Raw genomic sequence first — 22,500 nt, 5'->3', positions numbered from 1 at the left:
GGAATTGTACCTGATACACGGCGCAAGCGTCACGTTCGCCTGTCACCCGGATTGCATGCAAAAACGCCCCGGTCTGGCGACCGAGGCGTTTTCAAGGCTAAAGCGTGGGTGAAACCTTGTTCATCAACCGGCTCGACGCAACAGCCAGACGCCCGCCAGCGCACACACGCCGGCCGGAACCAGCACCGCGAACAGCGGGGAGAAGCCGAACACCAGACTGGACGGGCCCAGCAGATCCTGAACGATGCGGAAGGTGAAACCCACCAGCACACCGGTGAACACTCGCTGACCGAGGGTCACCGAACGCAATGGACCAAAGATGAACGAGATCGCCATCAGCACCAGCGCGGCGGTCACCAGCGGCTGCAACACCTTGACCCAAAATGCCAGCCAGTAACGGCCGTTGCTCAGACCCTGCTCGGCCAGGTAGTGGATGTAACCCCACAGGCCGGTGATCGACAGCGATTCCGGCGCCATTACCACGGTGCTCAGCAATTGCGGACTCAGGGAAACGTCCCAGCGCTCGACTGGCGTATTGACCACTTCGGTGCTGCGCTCCTTGAAACGCGTGGTTGTAACGTCGCTGAGCTGCCAGTGATCGGTGTCGAACTCGGCGCGCTTGGCGAAGCTCGAACTGAGCAGATGGCGCTCCTTGTCGAAGTGATAGCGGGTCACACCATACAGACGACCATTGGGCTGGACGGAGTTGATGTGAATGAACTCGTCACCCTGACGGTGCCACATGCCGTGCTTGGCGCTTTGCGCGTCGCCGCTGCCCTGCGCCAGCGAACGGTTGGCCTGGGCCATGCTTTCGGTGGCCGGGGCCACGTATTCGCCGATCAGCACGCCGGCCAGCATCAGCACCAGCATCGGCTTCATCACTGCCCAGACGATGCGCCCGATGGACACGCCGGCGGCGCGCATCACAGTCAGCTCACTGCTGCTCGCCAGACTGCCAAGGCCGATCAGGCAACCGATCAGCGCCGCCATCGGCAGCATGTCGTAGAGCCGGCGCGGCGCGGTCAGGAGCACGAAGCTCAGGACATCGACCAGGGTGTAGGTATCACTGACGTCGCCCATCTCGTCGATGAACGCAAACAAGGTGGCCAGGCCGAGAATGATCGCCAGCACCGCGATGATGGCGATGAACACGCTGCTGCCGATGTAGCGGTCGAGTTTAACCACGGGCCACCTCCAGCGCTGCGCTGCGACGGCTGGCCAGCTTCAGGCGCAAAGGTTCCCAGTACAGCAGGCCGAGACCGATCGCCAGGAAGATCGCATGCACCCACCACAAGCCGAGCGCCGGTGGAATCTTGCCTTTCTCGAGGGCGCCGCGGGCGGCAATCAGGATGGTCAGGTAAGCCATATAAAGAAGAATCGCCGGCAGCAGCTTGAGGAAACGTCCCTGGCGCGGGTTGACCCGCGACAGCGGCACCGCCATCAGGGTCACGATGAACACCAGCAGCGGCAGCGACAGGCGCCACTGCAGTTCGGTTTTCGAGCGGATGTCATCACTGCCCAGCAGGGACGAGGTCGGCATGGCGTCACGATCGGTGACTTCCTCGCTGACATCCGGCTTGGGCAGCAGCACGCCGTAGGTTTCGTAGTGGATGGCGCGATAGTTGGCCTGACCCGGGCTGCCGTCGTAGCGGTAACCGTTGTCGAGGATCAGGTAACGGTTGCCGTCGGGACGCACTTCCTGACGGCCTTTTTCAGCCACCAGCACGGAAATCCCGCGATCCTTCTGGTTGGCCCCGAGGTTCTTCTGCGAGATGAACACGCTGCCGAGATTGACCCGGTCATCGCTAAGGGTTTCGGTGTAAGTCACCCGTGTACCGTCGCGCAGCGCCTGGAAACGACCTGGCTCAAGCGTGTCGAACTCGGTCAGCGCATCCTGCTTGTTCAGCAGCAGCTGGAACTGGTTGGCGCCTTGTGGAGCCAGACCCAGGCTCAGCCACGCCACCACCAGGGCAACCAGGGTGGCCGGGAACAGGGTCATGCGAAACAGCCGCTGCTGACTCATGCCAGTGGCCGAGAGCACGGTCATCTCGCTTTCCAGGTACAACCGGCCGTACGCCAGCAGGATCCCGAGGAACAGCCCCAGCGGCAGGATCAACTGCATGAAGCCCGGCAGACGGTAGCCCATGATCAGGAACAGCGATCCCGGATCGAGCTGGCCTGCTGCGGCCTGGGCAAGGTATTTGATGAAGCGACCGCTCATGATGATGACCAGCAGCACGGCACTTACCGCACTCAGGGTCAACAGGACTTCGCGGGACAGATAACGGAAGACGATCAAACCAGACACTCCAGGGTTGTCAGGCTAAGGCGGCCAAACAAGCAAACGTATCGACGGGCCCGCAAGGCAGAGCCGTCGAAAAAAGATGCGGCATTATCCTGTGATTGAGGGCGCCTGTCACTGCGCACACTCACGCAAGCGTGCAATCCGTTGAAGATCGTACAACCGAGGGTTGTCAGGCGCGGTGAGCGAGGTTCAAACTGCCGCCTCTGTCGCAGGCACTGGCCTGCGCCTCTTCTCTCTATAAGCAGGCGACGGCGGACACGTCGAACGCCTGCGTGTTGACCATTCATTCAGGGATCCGGACATGGAACTGGTTGTAAAAAGCGTTAGCCCAGAAACGTTGAAAACCGCCACCCTGGTGGTTGCCGTTGGCGAAGGCCGCAAACTCGGCGTCGCCGCCAGACAGGTCGACGAACTGAGCGGCGGCGCCATCAGCGCCGTGCTCAAGCGTGGCGATCTGGCCGGCAAGGTCGGCCAGAGCCTGCTGCTGCACAGCCTGCCGAACCTGAAAGCCGAACGCGTGCTGCTGGTCGGCGTGGGCAAGGATGAAGAACTGGGCGACCGTCCGTTCCGCAAGATCGTCGCCGGCATCCTCAACACCCTCAAAGGCCTGGGCGGCAGCGACGCCGTGCTGGCACTCGATGAAATCATCGTCAAAAACCGCGACAGCTACGGCAAGACCCGTCTGCTGGCCGAAACCCTGGTCGATGGCGAATACACCTTCGACCAATTCAAGAGCCAGAAAGCCGAACCGCGCGCCCTGAAGAAAATCACCCTGCTGACCATCAAGGCCGCTCAGGCCGAAGTGCAGCGCGCCGTGAACCACGCCACCGCGATCGCCAACGGCATGGCGCTCACCCGCAACCTGGGCAACCTGCCGCCGAACATCTGCCACCCGACGTTCCTCGGCGAACAAGCCAAGAACCTCGGCAAGGAGTTCAAGGATCTGAAAGTCGAAGTCCTCGACGAGAAGAAGATCAAGTCGCTGGGCATGGGTTCGTTCTACGCCGTCGGCCAGGGCAGCGCCCAGCCGCCGCGCCTGATCGTCATGCAATACAACGGCGGGAAGAAATCCGAGAAGCCGTACGCGCTGGTCGGCAAAGGCATCACCTTCGACACCGGCGGCATCAGCCTGAAGCCGGGCGCCGGCATGGACGAGATGAAGTACGACATGGGTGGCGCCGCCAGCGTGTTCGGTACCCTGCGCGCCGTGCTGGAACTGAAACTGCCGATCAACCTGGTGTGCATCCTGGCCTGCGCCGAAAACATGCCGAGCGGCACCGCTTCGCGCCCGGGCGACATCGTCACCACCATGAGCGGCCAGACCGTGGAAATCCTCAACACCGACGCCGAAGGCCGTCTGGTGCTGTGCGACGCCCTGACTTATTCCGAGCGCTTCAAGCCGCAAGCGGTCATCGACATCGCCACCCTGACCGGTGCCTGCGTCGTTGCGCTGGGCGCCCACACTTCGGGCCTGCTGGGCAACAACGACGAACTGATCGAGCAACTGCTGAGCGCCGGCAAGGCTGCCGACGACCGTGCCTGGCAACTGCCGCTGTTCGATGAGTACCAAGAGCAACTGGACAGTCCGTTCGCCGACATCGCCAACATCGGCGGCCCGAAAGCCGGCACCATCACTGCCGCGTGCTTCCTGTCGCGCTTCACCAAGAACCTGAACTGGGCGCACCTGGACATCGCGGGCACCGCCTGGACCAGCGGCGGCAAGGACAAGGGCGCCACCGGCCGTCCGGTTCCGTTGCTGACTCAATACCTGCTGGATCGCGCCAAAGCCTGAAACCGATGAACCTGGGCGGCGCTGCCTTCGGGTGGCGCCGTTCAAGGCTCAGGAACCGCAATGACCAAAGTCGACTTTTATATCCTGCCCAGCGCCGATCCCTTGGCGCGCCTGGATTTCGCCTGCAAGCTCACCGACAAAGCCTGGCGCATGGGCCACCGCATTTACCTGCATTGCAGCGATGCTGCCCAGCGTGACGCTCTCGATGCGCGACTGTGGGCATTCAAGGGTGAAACCTTCGTGCCTCACGGCCTTGCCGAAAGCGAACCGCAAGGTTTGATCGTGCTGGGACTGGGCAACGACTGCGGCGAGCACGCGGACTTGCTGGTCAACCTCGACCTGAAAGTCCCGGTTTTCGCCAACAAATTCGCCCGTGTGGCGGAGGTTGTCGTGGAAGATCCGGCGATCCGCACTGCGGCGCGGGAGAGTTTCCGTTTCTACCGCGAACAGGGCTATCCTCTGCAAGACCACCGTTTACAGCGACTCTGAGTACGCCGATGGACACTCCAAAACCGCTGCAAAAACCCGCACACCTGCTGGATGACCTCGAGTCGATCCGCCAGTTGCTCGGCGATGACAACCTGCAACCGCCGCTGTTGACCGATACGGTCGATGATGGCGAACAGGAACAGATTCCGATGTTGTTCGACCCGGTCGACAACCCACCGCAAGCCGTCGAGGTTGCCCCCGCGCCGACGCCTGCCGCGCAGCCTGCCGCTGTGGATAAAGGCCCCGACGCCCTGCTGCACCTGGACAGCGAACTGCGCGCTGCCGCCCAACTGATCATGCAGGACGTGATCGACGACTTCGCCCCGCACATCGAAACCGAAATCAAACGTCGCCTCGAGGCGCGGATGGAACGGCTTCTCGGCCAGTACGAATAGCCCCCCAATCTCCTGGGGGAGCTAGCCTGCCAGCGATTGCATCAACGCGACTTTCCTGAAAAACCGCGGCGCCTGCATCGCTGGCAGGCCAGCTCCCACATTTAAGCCTCCACCCGACCCGCCCCGCTCGCCCTGCGCCCCATGCCCCGCTATACTTCCCGGCTTTTCCTGAATAAATGCCAATAGGGTCCCGCCGCGCATGGATAAGACCTACCAGCCGCACGCCATTGAAACTTCCTGGTACAACACCTGGGAGTCCGAGAACTACTTCGCCCCGCAAGGCGCGGGCGACTCCTACACCATCATGATCCCGCCGCCGAACGTCACCGGCAGCCTGCACATGGGTCATGGTTTCAACAACGCGATCATGGACGCCCTGATCCGTTTCCGCCGCATGCAGGGCCGCAACACCCTGTGGCAGCCGGGCACTGACCACGCCGGCATCGCCACGCAGATGCTGGTGGAGCGTCAACTCGAAGCCCAGGGCCAGAACCGTCACGATCTGGGCCGGGAAAAATTCCTCGAGAAAGTCTGGGAGTGGAAGGACCAGTCCGGTGGCAACATCAGCCGTCAGATCCGCCGCCTCGGCTCGTCCGTGGACTGGAGCCGCGAGCGCTTCACCATGGACGACGGCCTCTCGGAAGCCGTTAAGGAAGCGTTCGTGCGCCTGCACGAAGACGGTCTGATCTATCGCGGCAAGCGTCTGGTCAACTGGGACACCAAACTGCACACGGCGATTTCCGACCTCGAAGTGGAAAACCACGACGAGAAAGGTTTTCTGTGGAACCTGAAGTACCCGCTGGCCGACGGCGCAAAAACCGCTGAAGGCAACGATTTCCTGATCGTCGCGACCACCCGTCCGGAAACCATGCTCGGCGATTCCGCCGTCGCGGTGAACCCGAACGACGAGCGCTACAAAGCCCTGATCGGCAAGTTTGTCGAGCTGCCGCTGGTTGGCCGCCGCATCCCGATCATCGCCGACGATTACTGCGATCCTGAATTCGGCACCGGCTGCGTGAAAATCACCCCGGCCCACGATTTCAACGACTACGAAGTCGGCAAGCGCCACAACCTGCCGCTGCTGAACATCTTCGACAAGAACGCCAACGTGCTGCCTGCGGCCCAGGTGTTCAACCTCGACGGCACGCTGAACGACAGCATCGACGGCAAGATTCCGGCCGAGTACGCCGGTCTCGAGCGTTTCGAAGCGCGCAAGCAGATCGTTGCCGCGTTCGACGCTGCCGGCCTGCTGGTCAGCGTCGACGACCACAACCTGAAAGTGCCGAAAGGCGACCGCTCCGGCACCGTCATCGAGCCGTGGCTGACCGACCAGTGGTACGTATCCACCAAGCCGCTGGCCGAGCCTGCGATTGCTGCCGTTGAAGACGGTCGCATCCAGTTCGTGCCGAAGCAGTACGAAAACATGTACTTCTCGTGGATGCGCGACATCCAGGACTGGTGCATCAGCCGTCAGCTGTGGTGGGGCCACCGCATCCCGGCCTGGTACGACGAGTCGGGCAAGGTCTACGTCGGTCGCGACGAAGCCGAAGTGCGTGCCAAGCACAACCTTGGCCCGGACGTTGCGCTGCAACAGGACAACGACGTTCTCGACACCTGGTTCAGTTCGGGCCTGTGGACCTTCTCCACCCTGGGCTGGCCGGAAAAGACCGAGTTCTTGAAGAAATTCCACTCCACCGACGTGCTGGTCACCGGTTTCGACATCATTTTCTTCTGGGTTGCCCGGATGATCATGCTGACCATGCACCTGATCAAGAACGAGGACGGCACGCCGCAGGTTCCGTTCAAGACCGTTTACGTGCACGGCCTGGTGCGTGATGGCCAGGGCCAGAAGATGTCCAAATCCAAGGGCAACGTCCTGGACCCGCTGGACATCATCGACGGTATCGAGCTCGAAACCCTGGTGCAGAAACGCACTTCCGGTCTGATGCAGCCGAAACTGGCGAAGAAGATCGAGAAGCAGACCCGCGACGAGTTCGCCGACGGCATCGCCAGCTACGGCACCGACGCCCTGCGTTTCACCTTCTGTTCGCTGGCCTCCACCGGTCGCGACATCAAGTTCGACATGGGCCGCGTCGAAGGCTATCGCAACTTCTGCAACAAGATCTGGAACGCCGCGCGGTATGTTCTGGACAAGGGCGAGGACTGCGGCCAGAACGGCGAAGCCTACGAACTGTCGCTGGCCGACCGCTGGATCATCTCGCAGCTGCAACGCACCGAAGCCGAAGTGACCCGCCAACTGGATCAGTTCCGTTTCGACCTGGCGGCACAAGCGCTGTACGAGTTCATCTGGAACCAGTACTGCGACTGGTACCTGGAATTGTCCAAGCCTGTGCTGTGGGACGAGAACGCACCGGTTGAACGTCAGCGTGGCACACGCCGCACGCTGGTTCGCGTACTGGAAGTGGCGCTGCGTCTGGCGCATCCGTTCATGCCGTTCATCACTGAAGAAATCTGGCAGCGCATCGCGCCGCTGGCCGGCATTCAAGGCAAGACGATCATGTTGCAAGCGTGGCCGGTGGCCAACGAAGAGCGCATCGATCCGGCGGCCGAAGACGACATCGAATGGCTCAAGGGCCTGATGCTCGGCACGCGTAACATCCGTGGCGAAATGAACATCGGCCCGGGCAAGCCACTGCCGATCTACCTGAAGAACGTCAGCGCTGAAGACCAGCGCCGCCTGACCGAGAACGAAGCGCTGCTGAAGAAGCTGGCGCGTCTGGAATCGATCACCGTACTGGCCGCCGGCGAAGAAGCGCCGCTGTCCGCCACCGCGCTGGTTGGCGAGATGGAAGTGCTGGTGCCGATGGCCGGCCTGATCGACAAGGGCGCCGAGCTGGCACGTCTGGACAAGGAAATCCTGCGTCTGCAGGGCGAAGTCCAGCGCGTTGGCGGCAAGCTGTCCAATGCCGGTTTCGTTGACAAGGCCCCGGCTGAAGTCATCGAGAAGGAACGCGCCAAACTGGCCGAAGCCGAACAGGCTCTGGCCAAGCTGGCCGAGCAGCACGCGCGGATTGCCAGCCTGTAACGGCAAATCGCATTGAAAAAGGGAGGCCCCGCAACGGCCTCCCTTTTTTGTGCCCGGCACTTTTCCGGCCAACAACACGGCTCCCTGTGGGACAATGGCCGCCACTTTCAGCCCTACCCGAATCGACCACGCCCATGAACGCCCCACGTACACCAAAACCTGCGCGCAAGAAGCCTGACTCCGCCACCCCGGCCAAGCCCGCGGGACCGCGTAAAGAAGCCAGCCTGCATCCGCGCAATCGCCATCAGGGTCGTTACGACTTCCCGGCGCTGATCAAGACCACGCCGGAACTGGCGAAGTTCGTGATCACCAACCCGTACGGCAAGGAAAGCATCGACTTCGCCAGTCCCGATGCGGTGCGTGTGTTCAACCGGGCGCTGCTCAAGTCGTTCTACGGCATCCAGCATTGGGACATCCCGGCCGATTACCTGTGCCCGCCGGTGCCGGGCCGTGCCGACTACATCCACTTCCTGGCTGACCTGCTGGCCAGCAACAACGACGGCGTGGTTCCGCGCGGCGCCATCGTCAACGTGCTGGATATCGGCATGGGCGCCAACTGCGTGTATCCGCTGATCGGTAACAGCGAATACCGCTGGCATTTCCTCGGCTCGGAAATCGACCCGACCGCCGTGGCCGCCGCCAAGGCCATCGTCCAGTCCAACGACCTGACCAAGGTTATCCAGCTGCGCCAGCAGGAGAACCGCAAGCACATCCTGATCGGCCTGCTGGAGCCCGGCGAGCGCTTTGACCTGACCATGTGCAACCCGCCATTCCATGCGTCGATGGAAGAGGCCACCAAGGGCAGTGAGCGCAAATGGCGAGCCTTGGGCAAGGCCGATCCGAAGCGCAAATTGCCGGTACTGAACTTCGGCGGTCAGTCGGCCGAACTGTGGTGTGAAGGCGGCGAAGCGCGTTTCGTGACGCAACTGATTGCCGAAAGCGCGAACTTTGCACACAAGGTGCTGTGGTTCAGTACCCTGGTCTCGAAAGCCTCGAACCTGCCGGCCATCGAAACCGCACTGAAAAAGGCGGGGGCGCTGGAAAGCCAGGTGGTGGAGATGTCCCAAGGGCAGAAGCAGAGCCGCTTCGTCGCCTGGACGTTCCAGACCAAGTCCGAGCAGCAGATCTGGCGCCGTGAGCGCTGGGTTCGCAAGTAAGACGTTTCAACCGGGGTGGCGCTTGAGCGCAAAGCAGCCGCCGCCACTGCTGAAACACAATCGGCAGGCACAAAAAAACCGTGCCCGGATCGCTCCGGTGCACGGTTTTTTATCGCTGCGTCTTACTTGTTCACAGCGTCGGTCAGGCCTTTGGCCACAACCAGCTTGATCACTTTCTTGGCAGGGATTTCGATGGCAGCGCCAGTCGATGGGTTACGGCCAGTGCGGGCAGGACGCTCGGTCACTTTCAGCTTGCCGATACCTGGCAAGGTGATTTCGCCGCCGTTTTCCAGCTGATCAGCAACGATTTGGCCCAGTTGGTCCAGAGCGTTACGCGCGGTGGTTTTCGGCGCGTCGATAGCTTCGGCGATGTCGGCGATCAGTTGGTCTTTAGTAAGAGCCATGTAGTGTTCCTTCCCTATCAAATTCATATGGATTGCAGAGTGCAGTGTCAGCCATCGAGCCCGATCTTCTGGATCTGGCACCCTCGGCGATAACCACGACGAGTCGGGGTTATAGATGCCGAAATCAAGGTTTGGTTCGACCTGACAAAAGCTGAATGCATGCTTGTCGCGGTGACTTCGCACAAGACCGGGCAAAACTAGCACAGAGACAAGGAAATATCCGCCTCTAGCTAGCCAAATGGTCAGGTTTATTGCGCTAAATCGGTAAATAAATGCATAAGGCCCGTCGGGCGACCCGGATTTGCCCTTCACCCCGCGCCAAATCCAGTGGTTGCGGTACACTGAGCGCTTTTTCGGGGGAGCTCGCCCTCCTCCCTTCCACCAGCCGAGAAGCCTATGCCGATCCGTCATTGCATCGTCCATTTGATCGACAAAAAACCCGACGGCACACCCGCAGTTCTGCACGCCCGTGACTCCGAACTGGCTGAGTCCGCAGCCATCGAGAACATGCTCGCCGATCTCAACGAGAGCTATAACGCCAAACAGGGCAAAGCCTGGGGGTTGTTTCATCCGGAGTCCGGTGCGTTCCCGTTCAGCGGCTGGCTGAAGGAATACATGGAAGGCGGCAAGGACTTCACTGCGTTCAGCAAAGTCGCGGTCGAGCACCTGCAAAAGCTGATGGAAGAATCGAACCTGTCGGTCGGCGGCCACGTGCTGTTCGCCCACTATCAGCAAGGCATGACGGACTACCTGGCCATCGCTCTGCTGCACCACAGCGAAGGCGTGGCGGTGACCGATGAACTGGACGTGACCCCGTCGCGCCACCTCGACCTCGGCCAACTGCACCTGGCGGCGCGGATCAACGTTTCCGAGTGGCAGAACAACAAGCAGTCCAAGCAGTACATCTCGTTCATCAAGGGCAAGAATGGCAAGAAGGTTTCGGAGTACTTCCGCGACTTCATCGGTTGCCAGGAAGGCGTCGATGGCCCGGGCGAGACCCGCACCCTGCTCAAGGCCTTCAGCGACTTCGTCGAAAGCGAAGACCTGCCGGAAGATTCCGCCCGCGAGAAGACCAAGACCCTGGTCGACTACGCCAGCAGCCAGGCCAAGCTCGGTGAACCGATGGGTCTGGAAGAACTGTCGGAGCTGATTGACGAAGAGCGCCCGAAAGCCTTCTACGATCACATCCGCAACAAGGATTACGGCCTGTCGCCGGAGATCCCGGCGGATAAGCGCACGCTCAACCAGTTCCGTCGCTTCACCGGCCGCGCCGAAGGCCTGTCGATCAGCTTCGAAGCGCACCTGCTGGGCTCCAAGATCGAATACGACGAAGAAGCCGGGACCCTGGTCATCAAAGGCCTGCCGACCTCACTCACCGATCAGTTGAAACGTCGCACCTGATGCTCGGCAATGTGCTGAAAAAGGTTGCACTGGTTCTGCTGGTGGTTGTGGTCTATCAGAACTGGGGCAAGATCGAGCGGGTCTTCAACCCGTCGCAGATGGCGTCCGAGCAAGTCCGCGCCAACGCCCATGTCGTGCTGTACGCCACGGACTGGTGCGGCTACTGCAAGCAGACCAAGCGCTTTCTCGATCAGAAGGGCATTCCGTTCAAGGAATTCGATATCGAGAAGGATGCCGAGGCACGCAAGGCGTACGAAGCGCTGGGCGGACGCGGGATTCCGCTGATCGACGTCAATGGCACGTTGATTCGCGGGTTTGATCCGGACGAGATTCTCGCTGCACTGAAATGAACGAGGGAGCCCATGGGCTCCCTCGTCTGTTTCAGCGTTTCTCGATTCGGAAACCGAAACGCGGGAAGTGCACATGCACCAACCCGCCACGCTCGTCTTCACGGCGCAGGATCAGCTCCTCGCAACCGGCAAACACCAGCTCACCAGCCACCGGATCAACGCCGTAGTCTGTGGCTGCGATCAGCACCTGCTGCCCTGCCACGAACCCGTTCGGATCAGTGAACGCTTCCTCCGGCAACGCCGCTGGCGTCGAGCTGCGCGCGATCTCCAGTGCTTCCTCCGAACTCATCTCGCTGGCCGCGCCATGGCCAAAACCGAGCACACGCCCCAGCCACGCCGACACCGCCGGATAAACATCCACCAAGGGCGCCGTCACGTGCGTGGCCTTTAGGAACCACAGTGGATGGGCCATGGCGAAGTCGGCAATCGACGGCTCACCGAACAGGTAGTCACCGTCTTCACGCTGCAACTGCTGCTCCAGACGCGCCATGAGGGTCGGCCAATTGTGCTTGGCCTGCTCCGCTGAAAGCTTGGTTGCGCTGCCACCACTGAACAGTCCGGCCCGATCGGCAAGGAACGCCTTGATCGCTTCCGGCGGCAATTTGCCGAAACGCACTGCCACCGATTCCGGCTGGAACACCAGGCTCACCGCATGCTGGAACACCACCGAATCAGCCCAGGCGGCGAAGCTGGCGGCGATCATCTCCTGACCTTCCGGGAAGAACGAAGGCTGGGCCTTTTCCTGTTCGAGGCGGCGGGCGATCAGCGCGGTGTCGCAATAGATGTCGGCGCCGATCTGCAGCACCGGAGTCTTGCGGTAGCCACCGGTCAGGGCGGTCAGGTCAGGCTTGGGCATTACCGGCGAAATGTGCACCGAACGCCAGGACAAGCCCTTGAACCCCAGCAGCAGCCGGGCTTTTTCGGCGAATGGAGAGGTCGGGTAATGATGCAGAATCAACTCGGGCATGCTCGGCTCCGCCGCACAGAAAGTGAGCCCGCAGCTTAGCGCGCAATTCGTTCGCAGCCTACGGATCCGGCTGATGGGAACTGATCAGTCAGGTTGATAAGGCATGCAAAGAGGAATACTCTCCGCCTACGTCAATGTCTCCTGTGAGATCAGTAAACCCGGCCGCAAACCGGCGTTTACAGAAGAAACCGCCCCGCAAAGGCGGTTTTTTTTCGCCTGTCGTTTGCCGGAGGGCACCGCGTCGACGCGGGGATTTCTACCGTTTGCCAATACCTGATCAATCAGGCCGATAAGACGCCACCAGACACTCCTTCGCACTCTTCCTGAGCTTCTTGATCAACCGCTCCTGACGCAACGCATCGCCCTTGTCGCGGCAACGCTCGGTGTAGACCAGCGCCATCGCCGGGCTTGAGAGAAAGAACCGCGCGCCCTTGCCGCTCTGGTGCTTGGCAAAACGGCGCACGGGATCATCACTGATCCCGCAGTACAGCGAACCGTTGGCGGCGCGTACGAGGTAGACGAACCAGGATTTGCTCACTGGAACGTCGGCATCGAGAGGATTTTCGCTGAGGCTGGTCACGGGGCAATTCAGGCGTTAAGGAAAACAGGTCGCGATCTTATCAGCGACTCGCCTGAAATGCCTTCAGCCCTTTCAGCGCCTGGGCGCGGACGGCGTTGCGCACCAGCGGCGTCCAGCCCAGCAGCAGGCCTTTGAAGCCCAGCGCCTGACGGGACCAGCGCCACAGGTCGAAGTGGTCGTGATGTTCGCAGATCTTGCCGTCGCGAAAGACGAAACGTGCCTGGATGTCGTTGATCACGATGTTGCCGGTCTGGCTGAACAGGTAGGTCGCCACCCAATGGGCACCGCCACTGCGTTCGTCGGCACGGACGTTGTCGAAGGTCAGGGAAAAGTCCTTGGCGCGGGTGGTGAGCATGCGCCACATGTCGCCGGCATCGGGCCCGCGCAACTCACCGAAGGCCGGATCGCTGAACACTACGTCGTCGGTGTAGCAGGCGGCCATGGCCTCGGCGTCGAGGCGCTGGAAAGCCTGGTAGAAACGGGTGATCAGGGCGCTGTGGGCTTCTTCACTCATGGGCAATCTCCAGGAAATGTACAGATTGCCAGCACGATAATCCGCAAACGCCCGAAACACTATCGGCATTCGCATTCCGAATACCGACAGTGTGTGCGTGTCAGACCTTTTCGCTTGTCACCTGCACGTACAGCGCGCGACCGGCACCGAGGCCGGCGAGGATCGCACCCGCACCGATGATGCCGAAGATCCAGCCCACGGCGTTCCAGCCGCCGGTCCAGTCGTGCACCACACCGACTGCGAACGGCCCCATGGACGCGAGGGTGTAGCCGAAACCCTGGGACATGCTCGACAGGTTGGCCGCGACATGGGAATCGCGCGAGCGCAACACGATCAGGGTCAGCGCCAGGCTGAACGTACCGCCCTGCCCCAGGCCCAGCAGGATCGCCCAGCCCCACAGCCCTTCGATCGGCGCGTAGAGGCAACCGAACAGGCCGCCGAGGGTCAGCGCCATGACCACCACGATCGCCAGCCGCTGATCCTTGCCGCGCGTGGCCAGCCACGGTGCCGCCAGGGAGCTGGCGAGCTGGATGATCACCGAACCGGACAGCACAAGGCCAGCCTGGGTCGGCGTCAGCCCGCGACCGATGAGGATCGACGGCAACCAGCCGAACACGATGTAGGCCAGCGACGATTGCAGGCCCATGTACAAGGTCACTTGCCAGGCCAGCGGATCCCGCAGCAGACCGCGCACCCGGTAGGCAACGTTGTGCGCGCCGTGTTTCTGGCCGATTTGCGGCAGCCAGAACACTGCCGCGAGCAGTGCCGGAATCACCCAGAAACCCAGGCCCATGGCCCAGCTGTGGTCGAAGTGTTCGCTCAATGGCACGGTGGAACCCGCCGCCATCGCCGCGCCCAGGCACAGGGCCATGGTGTAGACACCGGTCATGGCGCCGGCGTGTTTGGCGAAGTCGCGTTTGACGATGCCCGGCAGCAACACGCCGATGATGCCGATGCTCGCGCCACCCAGTACGCTGCCGGCGAACAGACCGGTTTCGCCGAAGTTGCTGCGCAGGATGATGCCGCCGGCCAGTGTCAGAAGAATCCCCAGCACCACCCGCTCGGCGCCGAAACGTCGCGCGAGTAACGGGGCCAGCGGGGCAAACAGACCGAGGCACAGCACCGGCAACGTCGTCAGCAACCCCGCCTGAGCGGCGGACAAGCCAAGGCTTTTGGAAACCTCACTGAGCAGCGGCGCCAGGCTCGACAGCGCCGGGCGCAGGTTCAACGCCACCAGAATCAGCCCCAGCAGCAACAGCCACGGGCGGCGCACCAGCGGATGGCTTTGCTGCACCTGATCGTCATCGGCTTCTGCGTCGATCAGTAATTCTTCGAGCTCGGCCTTGCGAACGGCAGCCGGGGAGGCTTCTAGGCGGGACATGGTTTTCTCGGTTTCAAGGTTCATTGATCAACTGCCTCGACAGGGCTTTGGCCCGCTCCGGGTCGCGTTGCTCGACGGCCTCCAGCAAGGCGACGTGCAAATCGAAGACTTCCTGTCGACGGGGGACGATGTTCAGGGTCTGGCGCAATTGCGCGCCGACGATGCTGGAAAAATAGCGATACAGCTCGCTGAGGGTCGGATTGTGCGCGGCGTCCACCAGACGGCGGTGAAACACCAGATCGCAGGCGATGTAGCTGTCGAGGTCGCCGTGGTAGTGACTGCCGGCGTGCCCCAGTGCCTCGCGCAGAGCCACGAGGTCGTCGTCGGTCCGACGCAATGCGGCCAGGCCGATGGCCTCGACTTCTAGGATGTGCCGGGTTTCCCGGGCCTGATCCAGCGAGCATCTGGACAGCGCCTTGAGCGTGTCCATCGGATCGACCACCGCCCGCAGGTAACTGCCGTCACCCTGACGGATCTCGATCAACCCAGAGAACGCCAGTACCCGCATCGCCTCGCGCACGGTGTTACGGCTGATACCGAGTTCTGCGCACAGCTCGGGCTCGGTCGGCAGACGCTGACCGACCTGCCAGGTGCCATCGGTGATGCGCTGGCGCAATTGATCCAGGGCCTGATCGACCAAGGATCGTTTGATCAATAATGAGTTTTCTGACATGGAATTCGCCCTGTCATCCAATCATGGGATGAATTTGCTGACAGGGTAGTCAGATTTTTCAGCCGGGGCAACCGACAAAATCCGGGCAAAAATAAACCCGGAACGCAGTCCGGGTTTATTTCAACGCCCAATCAGGATCAATGCAGGATCTGACTCAGGAACAGCTTCGTCCGATCATTCTGCGGATTGTCGAAGAAGTCGTTCGGTGCCGCCTGCTCAACGATTTCGCCCTTGTCCATGAAGATCACGCGGTTGGCCACGGTGCGGGCGAAGCCCATTTCGTGGGTTACGCAAAGCATGGTCATGCCGTCTTCCGCCAGGCCGATCATGGTGTCGAGTACTTCCTTCACCATCTCCGGGTCGAGCGCCGAAGTCGGTTCGTCGAACAGCATGATTTTCGGTTTCATGCACAGCGCGCGGGCGATCGCCACACGTTGCTGCTGACCGCCGGACAGTTGCCCCGGGTACTTGTGCGCCTGCTCCGGAATGCGTACGCGCTCCAGGTAATGCATGGCGATTTCCTCGGCCTTGCGCTTGGGCATCTTGCGCACCCACATCGGCGCCAGGGTGCAGTTCTGCAGGATGGTCAGGTGCGGGAACAGGTTGAAATGCTGGAACACCATGCCGACTTCACGACGGATCGCTTCGATCTGCTTGAGGTCGTTGGTCAGTTCCACGCCATCGACCACGATGCGGCCCTGCTGGTGCTCTTCCAGACGGTTGAGACAGCGGATGGTGGTGGACTTGCCGGAACCCGACGGGCCGCACAGCACGATACGCTCGCCCTGACGCACATTGAGGTTGATGTCTTTCAGCACGTGGAACTGGCCGTACCACTTGTTCACGCCCTGCATCTGAATGATGCCTTCAGGGCCCACTGGCTTTTTGATTGCTTCGCTCATCGAAAAAACTCCTAACGCTTGTGGCCAGTGTCGAGCTTGCGTTCCAGGTGCATGGAATAGCGCGACATGCCAAAACAGAAAATCCAGAACACCAGGGCGGCGAACACGTAGCCTTCGGTGGCCATGCCCAGCCATTTCGGATCGGCAGCGGCTTGCTTGACGCTGTTGAGCAGGTCAAAGAGGCCGATGATGATCACAAGGCTGGTGTCCTTGAACAGCGCGATGAAGGTGTTGACGATGCCGGGAATCACCAGTTTCAGGGCTTGCGGCAGAATCACCAGGCCCATGGCGCGCCAGTAACCGAGGCCCATCGCGGCCGCGGCTTCGTACTGGCCTTTGGGGATCGCTTGCAGACCGCCGCGCACCACTTCGGCGACGTACGCCGACTGGAACAGGATCACGCCGATCAGCGCCCGCAGCAGCTTGTCGAAGTTCATGCCTTCGGGCAGGAACAGCGGCAGCATCACCGAGGACATGAACAGCACCGTGATCAATGGCACGCCGCGCCAGAACTCGATGAAGGTCACGCAGACCACACGGATCGCCGGCATGTTCGAGCGCCGGCCCAGCGCCAGGACAATCCCCAGCGGCAACGCACCGGCGATGCCGACAGTGGCGATCACCAGGGTCAGCATCAGACCGCCCCACCGGCTGGTCGGCACGGCGTCGAGGCCGAAGACGCCGCCATGCAGCAGGCACCAGGCAACGATCGGGTAGACCACCAGGAAGCTCAGGCCGTACACCGCCTTGTGCGCCACGCGCTTGATGAACAGTGGCGCCACGCCGATGACCGCCAGCCACACGGTCAGGTCCACGCGCCAGCGCAGCTCCGCCGGATAGTAGCCGTACATGAACTGGCCGAAACGCTGCTGGATGAACACCCAGCAGGCGCCGTCCTTGGTGCAGTCGGCGCGGGTGGTGCCGACCCAGTTGGCATCGAGGATCGCCCAGCTGAGGATCGGTGGTACCACCAGGTAGATCAGGTAGAACGCGAACAGAGTCAGCAGGGTGTTGAGCCAGCTGGAGAACATGTTCGCGCGGATCCACGCCATCGGGCCGAAGACCTTGGCCGGCGGTGGCATGTCGGGTTTGAAAGTATGAGTACTCATGCGCTATTCCTTACCGCTCGATCAGCGCGATGCGCTTGTTGTACCAGTTCATCAGCAGGGAAATGCTGATACTGATCGCCAGGTACACGCTCATGGTGATGGCAATGACTTCGATCGCCTGACCGGTCTGGTTCAGCACAGTGCCGGCGAACAGCGAAACCATCTCCGGATAACCGATACCGGCCGCCAGCGAGGAGTTCTTCGCCAGGTTCAGGTATTGGCTGGTCAGCGGCGGGATGATGACCCGCAGCGCTTGCGGAATGATCACCTTGCGCAGGGTCGGGCCGTTACGCAGACCGAGCGAATGCGCCGCCTCGGTCTGGCCGTGACTGACCGACTTGATGCCCGAACGCACGATCTCGGCGATGAACGCTGCGGTGTACACCGTCAGCGCCAGGGTCAAGGCCAGCAGTTCCGGAATCAGCACCCAGCCGTCGACGAAGTTGAAGCCCTGCAGCTTCGGCATTTCCCAGTGCACAGGTGCACCGAAGATCAGCATGCAGAGCGCCGGGATCACCAGGAACAGCGCCAGGCCGACCCAGAACTTGTGGAACGGCTCGCCGGTGGCCTCAAAGCGTTTATTGGCCCAGCGGCTCATCAGCACGATCGCGACGATGGCCACCACGATACTGACCACGAATGCCCAGAAACCGTCGGCCATCAACGCAGCCGGCATGTTCAGGCCACGGCTGCTGACGAAGAAGGTATCGCCGAAGTTGTGGGCGTTGCGCGGCCCCGGCATGGTCAGGAACACCGCGAAGTACCAGAACAGGATCTGCAGCAGTGGCGGGATGTTACGGAAAACCTCCACGTACACGGTTGCCAGTTTGGCGATGATCCAGTTCTTCGACAGGCGCGCCACGCCGACGATGAAGCCGAGGATCGTGGCCAGGATCACGCCGATGATGGTCACCAGCAGCGTGTTGAGCAGGCCGATGACAAACACCCGGGCATAGCTGTCCGCTTCGGTGTAGGAGATCAGGTGTTGAGCGATGCCGAACCCGGCACTGCGCTCGAGAAAGTCGAACCCCGAAGTGATACCCCGGTGTTGCAGGTTGGTCTGGGTGTTATCAAACAGATACCAGCCCAGGGAGACCACCGCCACGATGGTGATGATCTGAAATACCCACGCACGCACTCGTGGATCGCTGAGGCTGAGCCTCTGCTTTGGTGCGCCGATTGAATTTTGCATGAAGTGCCCCGGAAATAATGGAACAGAACATCACCCGGCAGTTGGCCTGCCGGGTGACAGAACCATCAGCGCACTGGTGGTGCGTATTGAATGCCGCCGTTGGTCCACAGCGCGTTCAGGCCGCGGTCGATTTCCAGCGGAGTGCTCTTGCCGAGGTTTTTCTCGAAGATTTCGCCGTAGTTGCCGACTTGCTTGACGATCTGTACGACCCAGTCCTTCGGCAGTTTCAGGTCTTTGCCGTATTCGCCGTCTGCGCCGAGCATACGAGCGACATCCGGGTTCTTGGTCGCCTTGGCTTCAGCTTCGACGTTCTTCGAAGTGATGCCGGCTTCTTCGGTGTTCAGCAGCGCGTAGCCAACCCAACGCACGATGGCCAGCCACTCGTCGTCGCCGTTACGCACGACCGGGCCCAGTGGTTCCTTGGAAATGGTTTCCGGCAGAACTACATAGTCCTTCGGCGAAGCCAGCTTGCTGCGCTGGGCGAACAGCTGGGACTTGTCGGAGGTCAGCACGTCGCAACGACCGGATTCCAGCGATTTGGCGCTTTCATCGGAGGTGTCGAAAGTGATTGGGGTGTATTTCAGGCCGTTGCCGCGGAAGTAGTCGGAAACGTTCAGCTCGGTGGTGGTACCGGCCTGGATGCAGATGGTTGCACCGTCCAGCTCTTTGGCACTCTTCACGCCCAGCTTGTTGTTTACCAGGAAGCCGATGCCGTCGTAGTAGGTAATGAAGCCCGGGAATTTCAGGCCCATGCCCGCGTCACGGGAGCTGGTCATGGTGGTGTTGCGCGACAGAATGTCGATCTCGCCCGACTGCAGCGCGGTGAAGCGCTCTTTTGCGTTCAACTGACTGAACTTGACCTTGGTCGCGTCGCCGAACACGGCAGCGGCCACGGCGCGGCAGACATCAGCATCGATACCAATGATTTTGCCTGTGGAGTCTGGAACCGAGAATCCCGGCAGACCATCGCTTACACCACACTGCACAAAACCTTTCTTCTGTACTGCATCCAGGGTTGCACCCGCCTGAGCGAACCCGCTGACACCCAGTACTGCAGCAGCAGTCACGATCGCCAGAGTGGATTTCAACATCTTCATTCAAACCTCCAGTTTTGCTCTTGTTGTGTCGGAGCTTGAGTCCAGTCGCACCCTTTTGAGGCGTTGTTGACCCGTGTTGGCTTTTTTGGGGGTCAACCGACGCAGGACCTTCGCTATGAGTCTAGTAGGAGACAATCCACATCATGGACAACTCACTTCTCACCAGTCGGCCGAACGGGCGGTAGCCCTTTCACGTTCGCTAAGCCCGTTGCGGCCATTGGCGAACATCCATCACCGGATTCTTTGCTATCCCGTCGCCGGGCGTTCACTGATAGTGTTACCGCCAGGCGCGAGATCGATTGCACGACTACCTCATAGCAAAGCCCGTACCACACCGGCTGCTGAAGCGACTGAGTGACAGGTCAATAGCAAAACTTGCACCCTTGCGACATCTTCTTAACGGATCAACCAGGCGCGCACTCGAATCACGCACTCAATGAGAGCGCCCGCACACAATTGGAGCAGCCATGACCGAGCCCTTGATTCTTCAGCCTGTTAAGCCCGCAGACGCCTGCGTGATCTGGCTGCACGGCCTCGGCGCCGACCGCTACGACTTTCTGCCGGTGGCCGAAGCGCTTCAGGAAAGCCTGCTGAGCACACGTTTCGTCCTGCCCCAGGCGCCGACCCGTCCGGTGACGATAAATGGCGGTTATGCCATGCCGAGCTGGTACGACATCAAAGCCATGAGCCCGGCCAGGGCGATCGACCGCGACGAGCTGGAAGCCTCCGCCGACCGCATCATCGAACTGATCGAAGAACAGCGAAGCATCGGAATAGACGCTTCGCGGATTTTCCTCGCCGGTTTTTCCCAGGGTGGCGCCGTGGTCTATCACACCGCATTTCTGAAATGGCAGGGGCCGTTGGGCGGGGTGCTGGCACTATCGACATACGCACCGACCTTCAGCGATGAACTGGCGTTGTCCGCCAGCCAGCAGCGGATTCCGGTGCTGGCGCTGCACGGCCAGTTCGACAACGTGGTGCAGAACTCGATGGGACGTACGGCTTATGAGTATCTCAAGGTCCATGGTGTCACCGTGACATGGCAGGAATACCCAATGGAGCACGAAGTGTTACCCGAAGAAATTCGCGACATCGCGGTGTGGTTGAGCGAACGCCTGCGCTGACAATTGCGACGAAGGTCGCCCTTTGATCATCCCACTACGCCGCGCCCGTTTCTTGCATTACACTGGCCGGCGTACATTCCTTAACCAATTGATGAGATGACCGTGCTCAAAGCACTCAAGAAAATGTTCGGTAAAAGCGAGGCTGAGCAGCTCGCGCCAGTCCCCACTGCGCCGTCGCACGCCACCGGTCATCGCAACGATGCCAGCCAGGCCGACCGCCAGACGCCCCAACGCGAACCGAAACCCGCTCCAGCTGCCGCGCCCGCCACCAAGCCGGCCCGCAGCGAAGCACCGAAACCGGCCAAACCACGCCGCGAACCCAAGCCCAAGGCACCGGTGATTCCCTGGAAACTCGAAGACTTCGTCGTCGAGCCGCAGGAAGGCAAGACCCGCTTCCACGATTTCAAACTCGCCCCGGAACTGATGCACGCCATCCACGACCTGGGGTTTCCGTATTGCACGCCGATCCAGGCTCAGGTGCTGGGTTACACCCTCGCCGGCAAAGACGCCATCGGCCGCGCCCAGACCGGCACCGGCAAGACCGCCGCGTTCCTGATCTCGATCATCACCCAGCTGCTGCAGACCCCGCCGCCGAAAGAACGCTACATGGGCGAGCCACGGGCGCTGATCATCGCGCCGACCCGCGAGCTGGTGGTGCAGATCGCCAAGGACGCCGCCGACCTGACCAAGTACACCGGCCTCAACGTCATGACGTTCGTCGGCGGGATGGACTTCGACAAGCAGCTCAAGCACCTCGAAGCGCGCCATTGCGACATCCTCGTCGCGACCCCGGGCCGTCTGCTCGACTTCAACCAGCGCGGCGACGTGCATCTGGACATGGTCGAAGTCATGGTGCTGGACGAAGCCGACCGCATGCTCGACATGGGCTTCATCCCGCAGGTCCGGCAGATCATTCGCCAGACCCCACCCAAAAGCGAACGCCAGACCCTGCTGTTCTCTGCGACCTTCACCGATGACGTGATGAACCTCGCCAAGCAGTGGACCACCGATCCTGCAATCGTCGAAATCGAGGTCACCAACGTGGCTAACGAAAACGTCGAGCAGCACATCTACGCGGTGGCCGGTGCCGACAAATACAAACTGCTCTTCAACCTGGTCAACGACAACGGCTGGGAGCGGGTCATCGTGTTCGCCAACCGCAAGGACGAAGTGCGACGCATCGAAGAACGTCTGGTGCGTGACGGCATCAACGCCGCGCAACTGTCCGGCGACGTGCCGCAGCACAAGCGAATCAAAACGCTGGAAGGCTTTCGCGAAGGCAAGATCCGGGTGCTGGTCGCCACTGACGTGGCCGGGCGCGGCATCCACATCGATGGCATCAGCCACGTGATCAACTTCACCCTGCCGGAAGTCCCGGACGACTACGTGCACCGCATCGGCCGTACCGGTCGCGCTGGCGCCGACGGCGTGTCGATCAGCTTTGCCGGTGAAGACGACTCCTATCAGTTGCCGTCCATCGAAGAAAAACTCGGTCGCAAGATCAGCTGTGAAACGCCGCCGACCCATCTGTTGCGCGCAGTTGAGCGCAAGCGTCCACAGTAAGCGACGTTATAAAGAGAAGCGCAGCCGGCAACGGACTGCGCTTTTTTTTCGCCCGGATA

Annotated in this window: 21 protein-coding genes; 9 read left to right on the top strand and 12 right to left on the bottom strand. The window is 61.2% G+C overall.

Going from position 1 to position 22,500, the window contains the following annotated elements; all coding sequences use genetic code 11:
* Positions 1-123: 123 nt before the first annotated feature.
* Both lptG and lptF read right to left on the bottom strand, forming a co-directional pair.
* Positions 124-1,185: an LPS export ABC transporter permease LptG gene (lptG, locus tag L6D81_RS05765; protein WP_236178250.1), complete on the bottom strand. Its 1,062-nt coding sequence runs from the start codon at positions 1,183-1,185 to the stop codon at positions 124-126.
* Positions 1,178-2,299 carry an LPS export ABC transporter permease LptF gene (gene lptF, locus L6D81_RS05760; protein WP_236178249.1) on the bottom strand — a complete coding sequence of 374 codons (1,122 nt, stop codon included), beginning with the start codon at positions 2,297-2,299 and terminating at the stop codon, positions 1,178-1,180. The genes lptG and lptF overlap by 8 nt, the downstream gene beginning before the upstream one ends.
* Positions 2,300-2,606: 307 nt before the next feature.
* On the opposite strand from lptF, the gene L6D81_RS05755 reads away from it, so the two are divergent.
* The 5 genes from L6D81_RS05755 (at position 2,607) to rlmF (ending at position 9,184) form a co-directional block, all read left to right on the top strand.
* On the top strand, positions 2,607-4,097 hold the full coding sequence (locus L6D81_RS05755; RefSeq protein WP_236178248.1) for a leucyl aminopeptidase: 1,491 nt from the start codon (positions 2,607-2,609) through the stop codon (positions 4,095-4,097).
* A 60-nt stretch (positions 4,098-4,157) separates the two neighbouring features.
* Positions 4,158-4,586 (top strand): DNA polymerase III subunit chi, encoded by a 429-nt coding sequence (locus L6D81_RS05750; protein ID WP_236178247.1) that lies wholly within the window; start codon positions 4,158-4,160, stop codon positions 4,584-4,586.
* Positions 4,587-4,594: 8 nt separating this feature from the next.
* Positions 4,595-4,981: a DNA polymerase III subunit chi gene (locus L6D81_RS05745; RefSeq protein WP_236178246.1), complete on the top strand. Its 387-nt coding sequence runs from the start codon at positions 4,595-4,597 to the stop codon at positions 4,979-4,981.
* 199 nt (positions 4,982-5,180) lie between these two features.
* The gene (locus tag L6D81_RS05740; RefSeq protein ID WP_236178245.1) at positions 5,181-8,027 is read left to right on the top strand and encodes a valine--tRNA ligase; all 2,847 of its coding nucleotides are present in this window, start codon (positions 5,181-5,183) and stop codon (positions 8,025-8,027) included.
* Positions 8,028-8,161: 134 nt separating this feature from the next.
* Positions 8,162-9,184: a 23S rRNA (adenine(1618)-N(6))-methyltransferase RlmF gene (gene rlmF / locus L6D81_RS05735; protein WP_236178244.1), complete on the top strand. Its 1,023-nt coding sequence runs from the start codon at positions 8,162-8,164 to the stop codon at positions 9,182-9,184.
* Positions 9,185-9,306: 122 nt separating this feature from the next.
* Here the strand turns inward: rlmF and L6D81_RS05730 are convergent, their stop codons facing one another.
* Positions 9,307-9,588 carry an HU family DNA-binding protein gene (locus L6D81_RS05730; RefSeq protein ID WP_003221909.1) on the bottom strand — a complete coding sequence of 94 codons (282 nt, stop codon included), beginning with the start codon at positions 9,586-9,588 and terminating at the stop codon, positions 9,307-9,309.
* Between the two features lie 396 nt (positions 9,589-9,984).
* Here L6D81_RS05730 and yejK point away from each other — a divergent pair, with 396 nt between their 5' ends.
* The gene (yejK, locus tag L6D81_RS05725) at positions 9,985-10,989 is read left to right on the top strand and encodes a nucleoid-associated protein YejK (RefSeq protein WP_236178243.1); all 1,005 of its coding nucleotides are present in this window, start codon (positions 9,985-9,987) and stop codon (positions 10,987-10,989) included.
* Positions 10,989-11,339 (top strand): glutaredoxin family protein, encoded by a 351-nt coding sequence (locus L6D81_RS05720; RefSeq protein ID WP_207865331.1) that lies wholly within the window; start codon positions 10,989-10,991, stop codon positions 11,337-11,339. Before yejK ends, L6D81_RS05720 begins: the two co-directional genes overlap by 1 nt.
* Before the next feature lie 31 nt (positions 11,340-11,370).
* Here the strand turns inward: L6D81_RS05720 and L6D81_RS05715 are convergent, their stop codons facing one another.
* The 9 genes from L6D81_RS05715 to L6D81_RS05675 form a co-directional block, all read right to left on the bottom strand.
* Positions 11,371-12,306 carry a glutathione S-transferase family protein gene (locus tag L6D81_RS05715; RefSeq protein ID WP_236178242.1) on the bottom strand — a complete coding sequence of 312 codons (936 nt, stop codon included), beginning with the start codon at positions 12,304-12,306 and terminating at the stop codon, positions 11,371-11,373.
* A gap of 277 nt (positions 12,307-12,583) precedes the next feature.
* The gene (locus L6D81_RS05710; RefSeq protein WP_064593561.1) at positions 12,584-12,886 is read right to left on the bottom strand and encodes a GIY-YIG nuclease family protein; all 303 of its coding nucleotides are present in this window, start codon (positions 12,884-12,886) and stop codon (positions 12,584-12,586) included.
* A 40-nt stretch (positions 12,887-12,926) separates the two neighbouring features.
* The gene (locus tag L6D81_RS05705) at positions 12,927-13,400 is read right to left on the bottom strand and encodes a nuclear transport factor 2 family protein (RefSeq protein ID WP_236178241.1); all 474 of its coding nucleotides are present in this window, start codon (positions 13,398-13,400) and stop codon (positions 12,927-12,929) included.
* A gap of 100 nt (positions 13,401-13,500) precedes the next feature.
* On the bottom strand, positions 13,501-14,805 hold the full coding sequence (locus L6D81_RS05700; protein WP_236178240.1) for a CynX/NimT family MFS transporter: 1,305 nt from the start codon (positions 14,803-14,805) through the stop codon (positions 13,501-13,503).
* Positions 14,795-15,454, bottom strand: a complete 660-nt coding sequence (locus tag L6D81_RS05695; RefSeq protein WP_236178239.1) for a FadR/GntR family transcriptional regulator — start codon at positions 15,452-15,454, stop codon at positions 14,795-14,797. The genes L6D81_RS05700 and L6D81_RS05695 overlap by 11 nt, the downstream gene beginning before the upstream one ends.
* Before the next feature lie 137 nt (positions 15,455-15,591).
* Positions 15,592-16,356 carry an amino acid ABC transporter ATP-binding protein gene (locus L6D81_RS05690; RefSeq protein ID WP_007957337.1) on the bottom strand — a complete coding sequence of 255 codons (765 nt, stop codon included), beginning with the start codon at positions 16,354-16,356 and terminating at the stop codon, positions 15,592-15,594.
* Between the two features lie 11 nt (positions 16,357-16,367).
* Entirely contained in the window at positions 16,368-17,465 is a 1,098-nt protein-coding gene (locus L6D81_RS05685) for an amino acid ABC transporter permease (protein ID WP_236178238.1), read from the bottom strand.
* Between the two features lie 10 nt (positions 17,466-17,475).
* Positions 17,476-18,657 carry an amino acid ABC transporter permease gene (locus L6D81_RS05680; protein WP_236178237.1) on the bottom strand — a complete coding sequence of 394 codons (1,182 nt, stop codon included), beginning with the start codon at positions 18,655-18,657 and terminating at the stop codon, positions 17,476-17,478.
* 65 nt (positions 18,658-18,722) lie between these two features.
* Positions 18,723-19,754 carry an amino acid ABC transporter substrate-binding protein gene (locus tag L6D81_RS05675; protein ID WP_236178236.1) on the bottom strand — a complete coding sequence of 344 codons (1,032 nt, stop codon included), beginning with the start codon at positions 19,752-19,754 and terminating at the stop codon, positions 18,723-18,725.
* A 467-nt stretch (positions 19,755-20,221) separates the two neighbouring features.
* Between L6D81_RS05675 and L6D81_RS05670 the strand changes: the two genes are divergently transcribed.
* Complete coding sequence (locus L6D81_RS05670; RefSeq protein ID WP_236178235.1) at positions 20,222-20,878, top strand: alpha/beta hydrolase; 657 nt, start codon at positions 20,222-20,224, stop codon at positions 20,876-20,878.
* Positions 20,879-20,974: 96 nt separating this feature from the next.
* The gene (gene rhlB, locus L6D81_RS05665; protein ID WP_236178234.1) at positions 20,975-22,441 is read left to right on the top strand and encodes an ATP-dependent RNA helicase RhlB; all 1,467 of its coding nucleotides are present in this window, start codon (positions 20,975-20,977) and stop codon (positions 22,439-22,441) included.
* Positions 22,442-22,500 lie beyond the last annotated feature (59 nt).

It is taken from the genome of Pseudomonas sputi (assembly GCF_021603585.1).
GTDB lineage: Bacteria > Pseudomonadota > Gammaproteobacteria > Pseudomonadales > Pseudomonadaceae > Aquipseudomonas > Aquipseudomonas sputi.
This window is presented reverse-complemented; position numbering and strand designations above follow the sequence as displayed.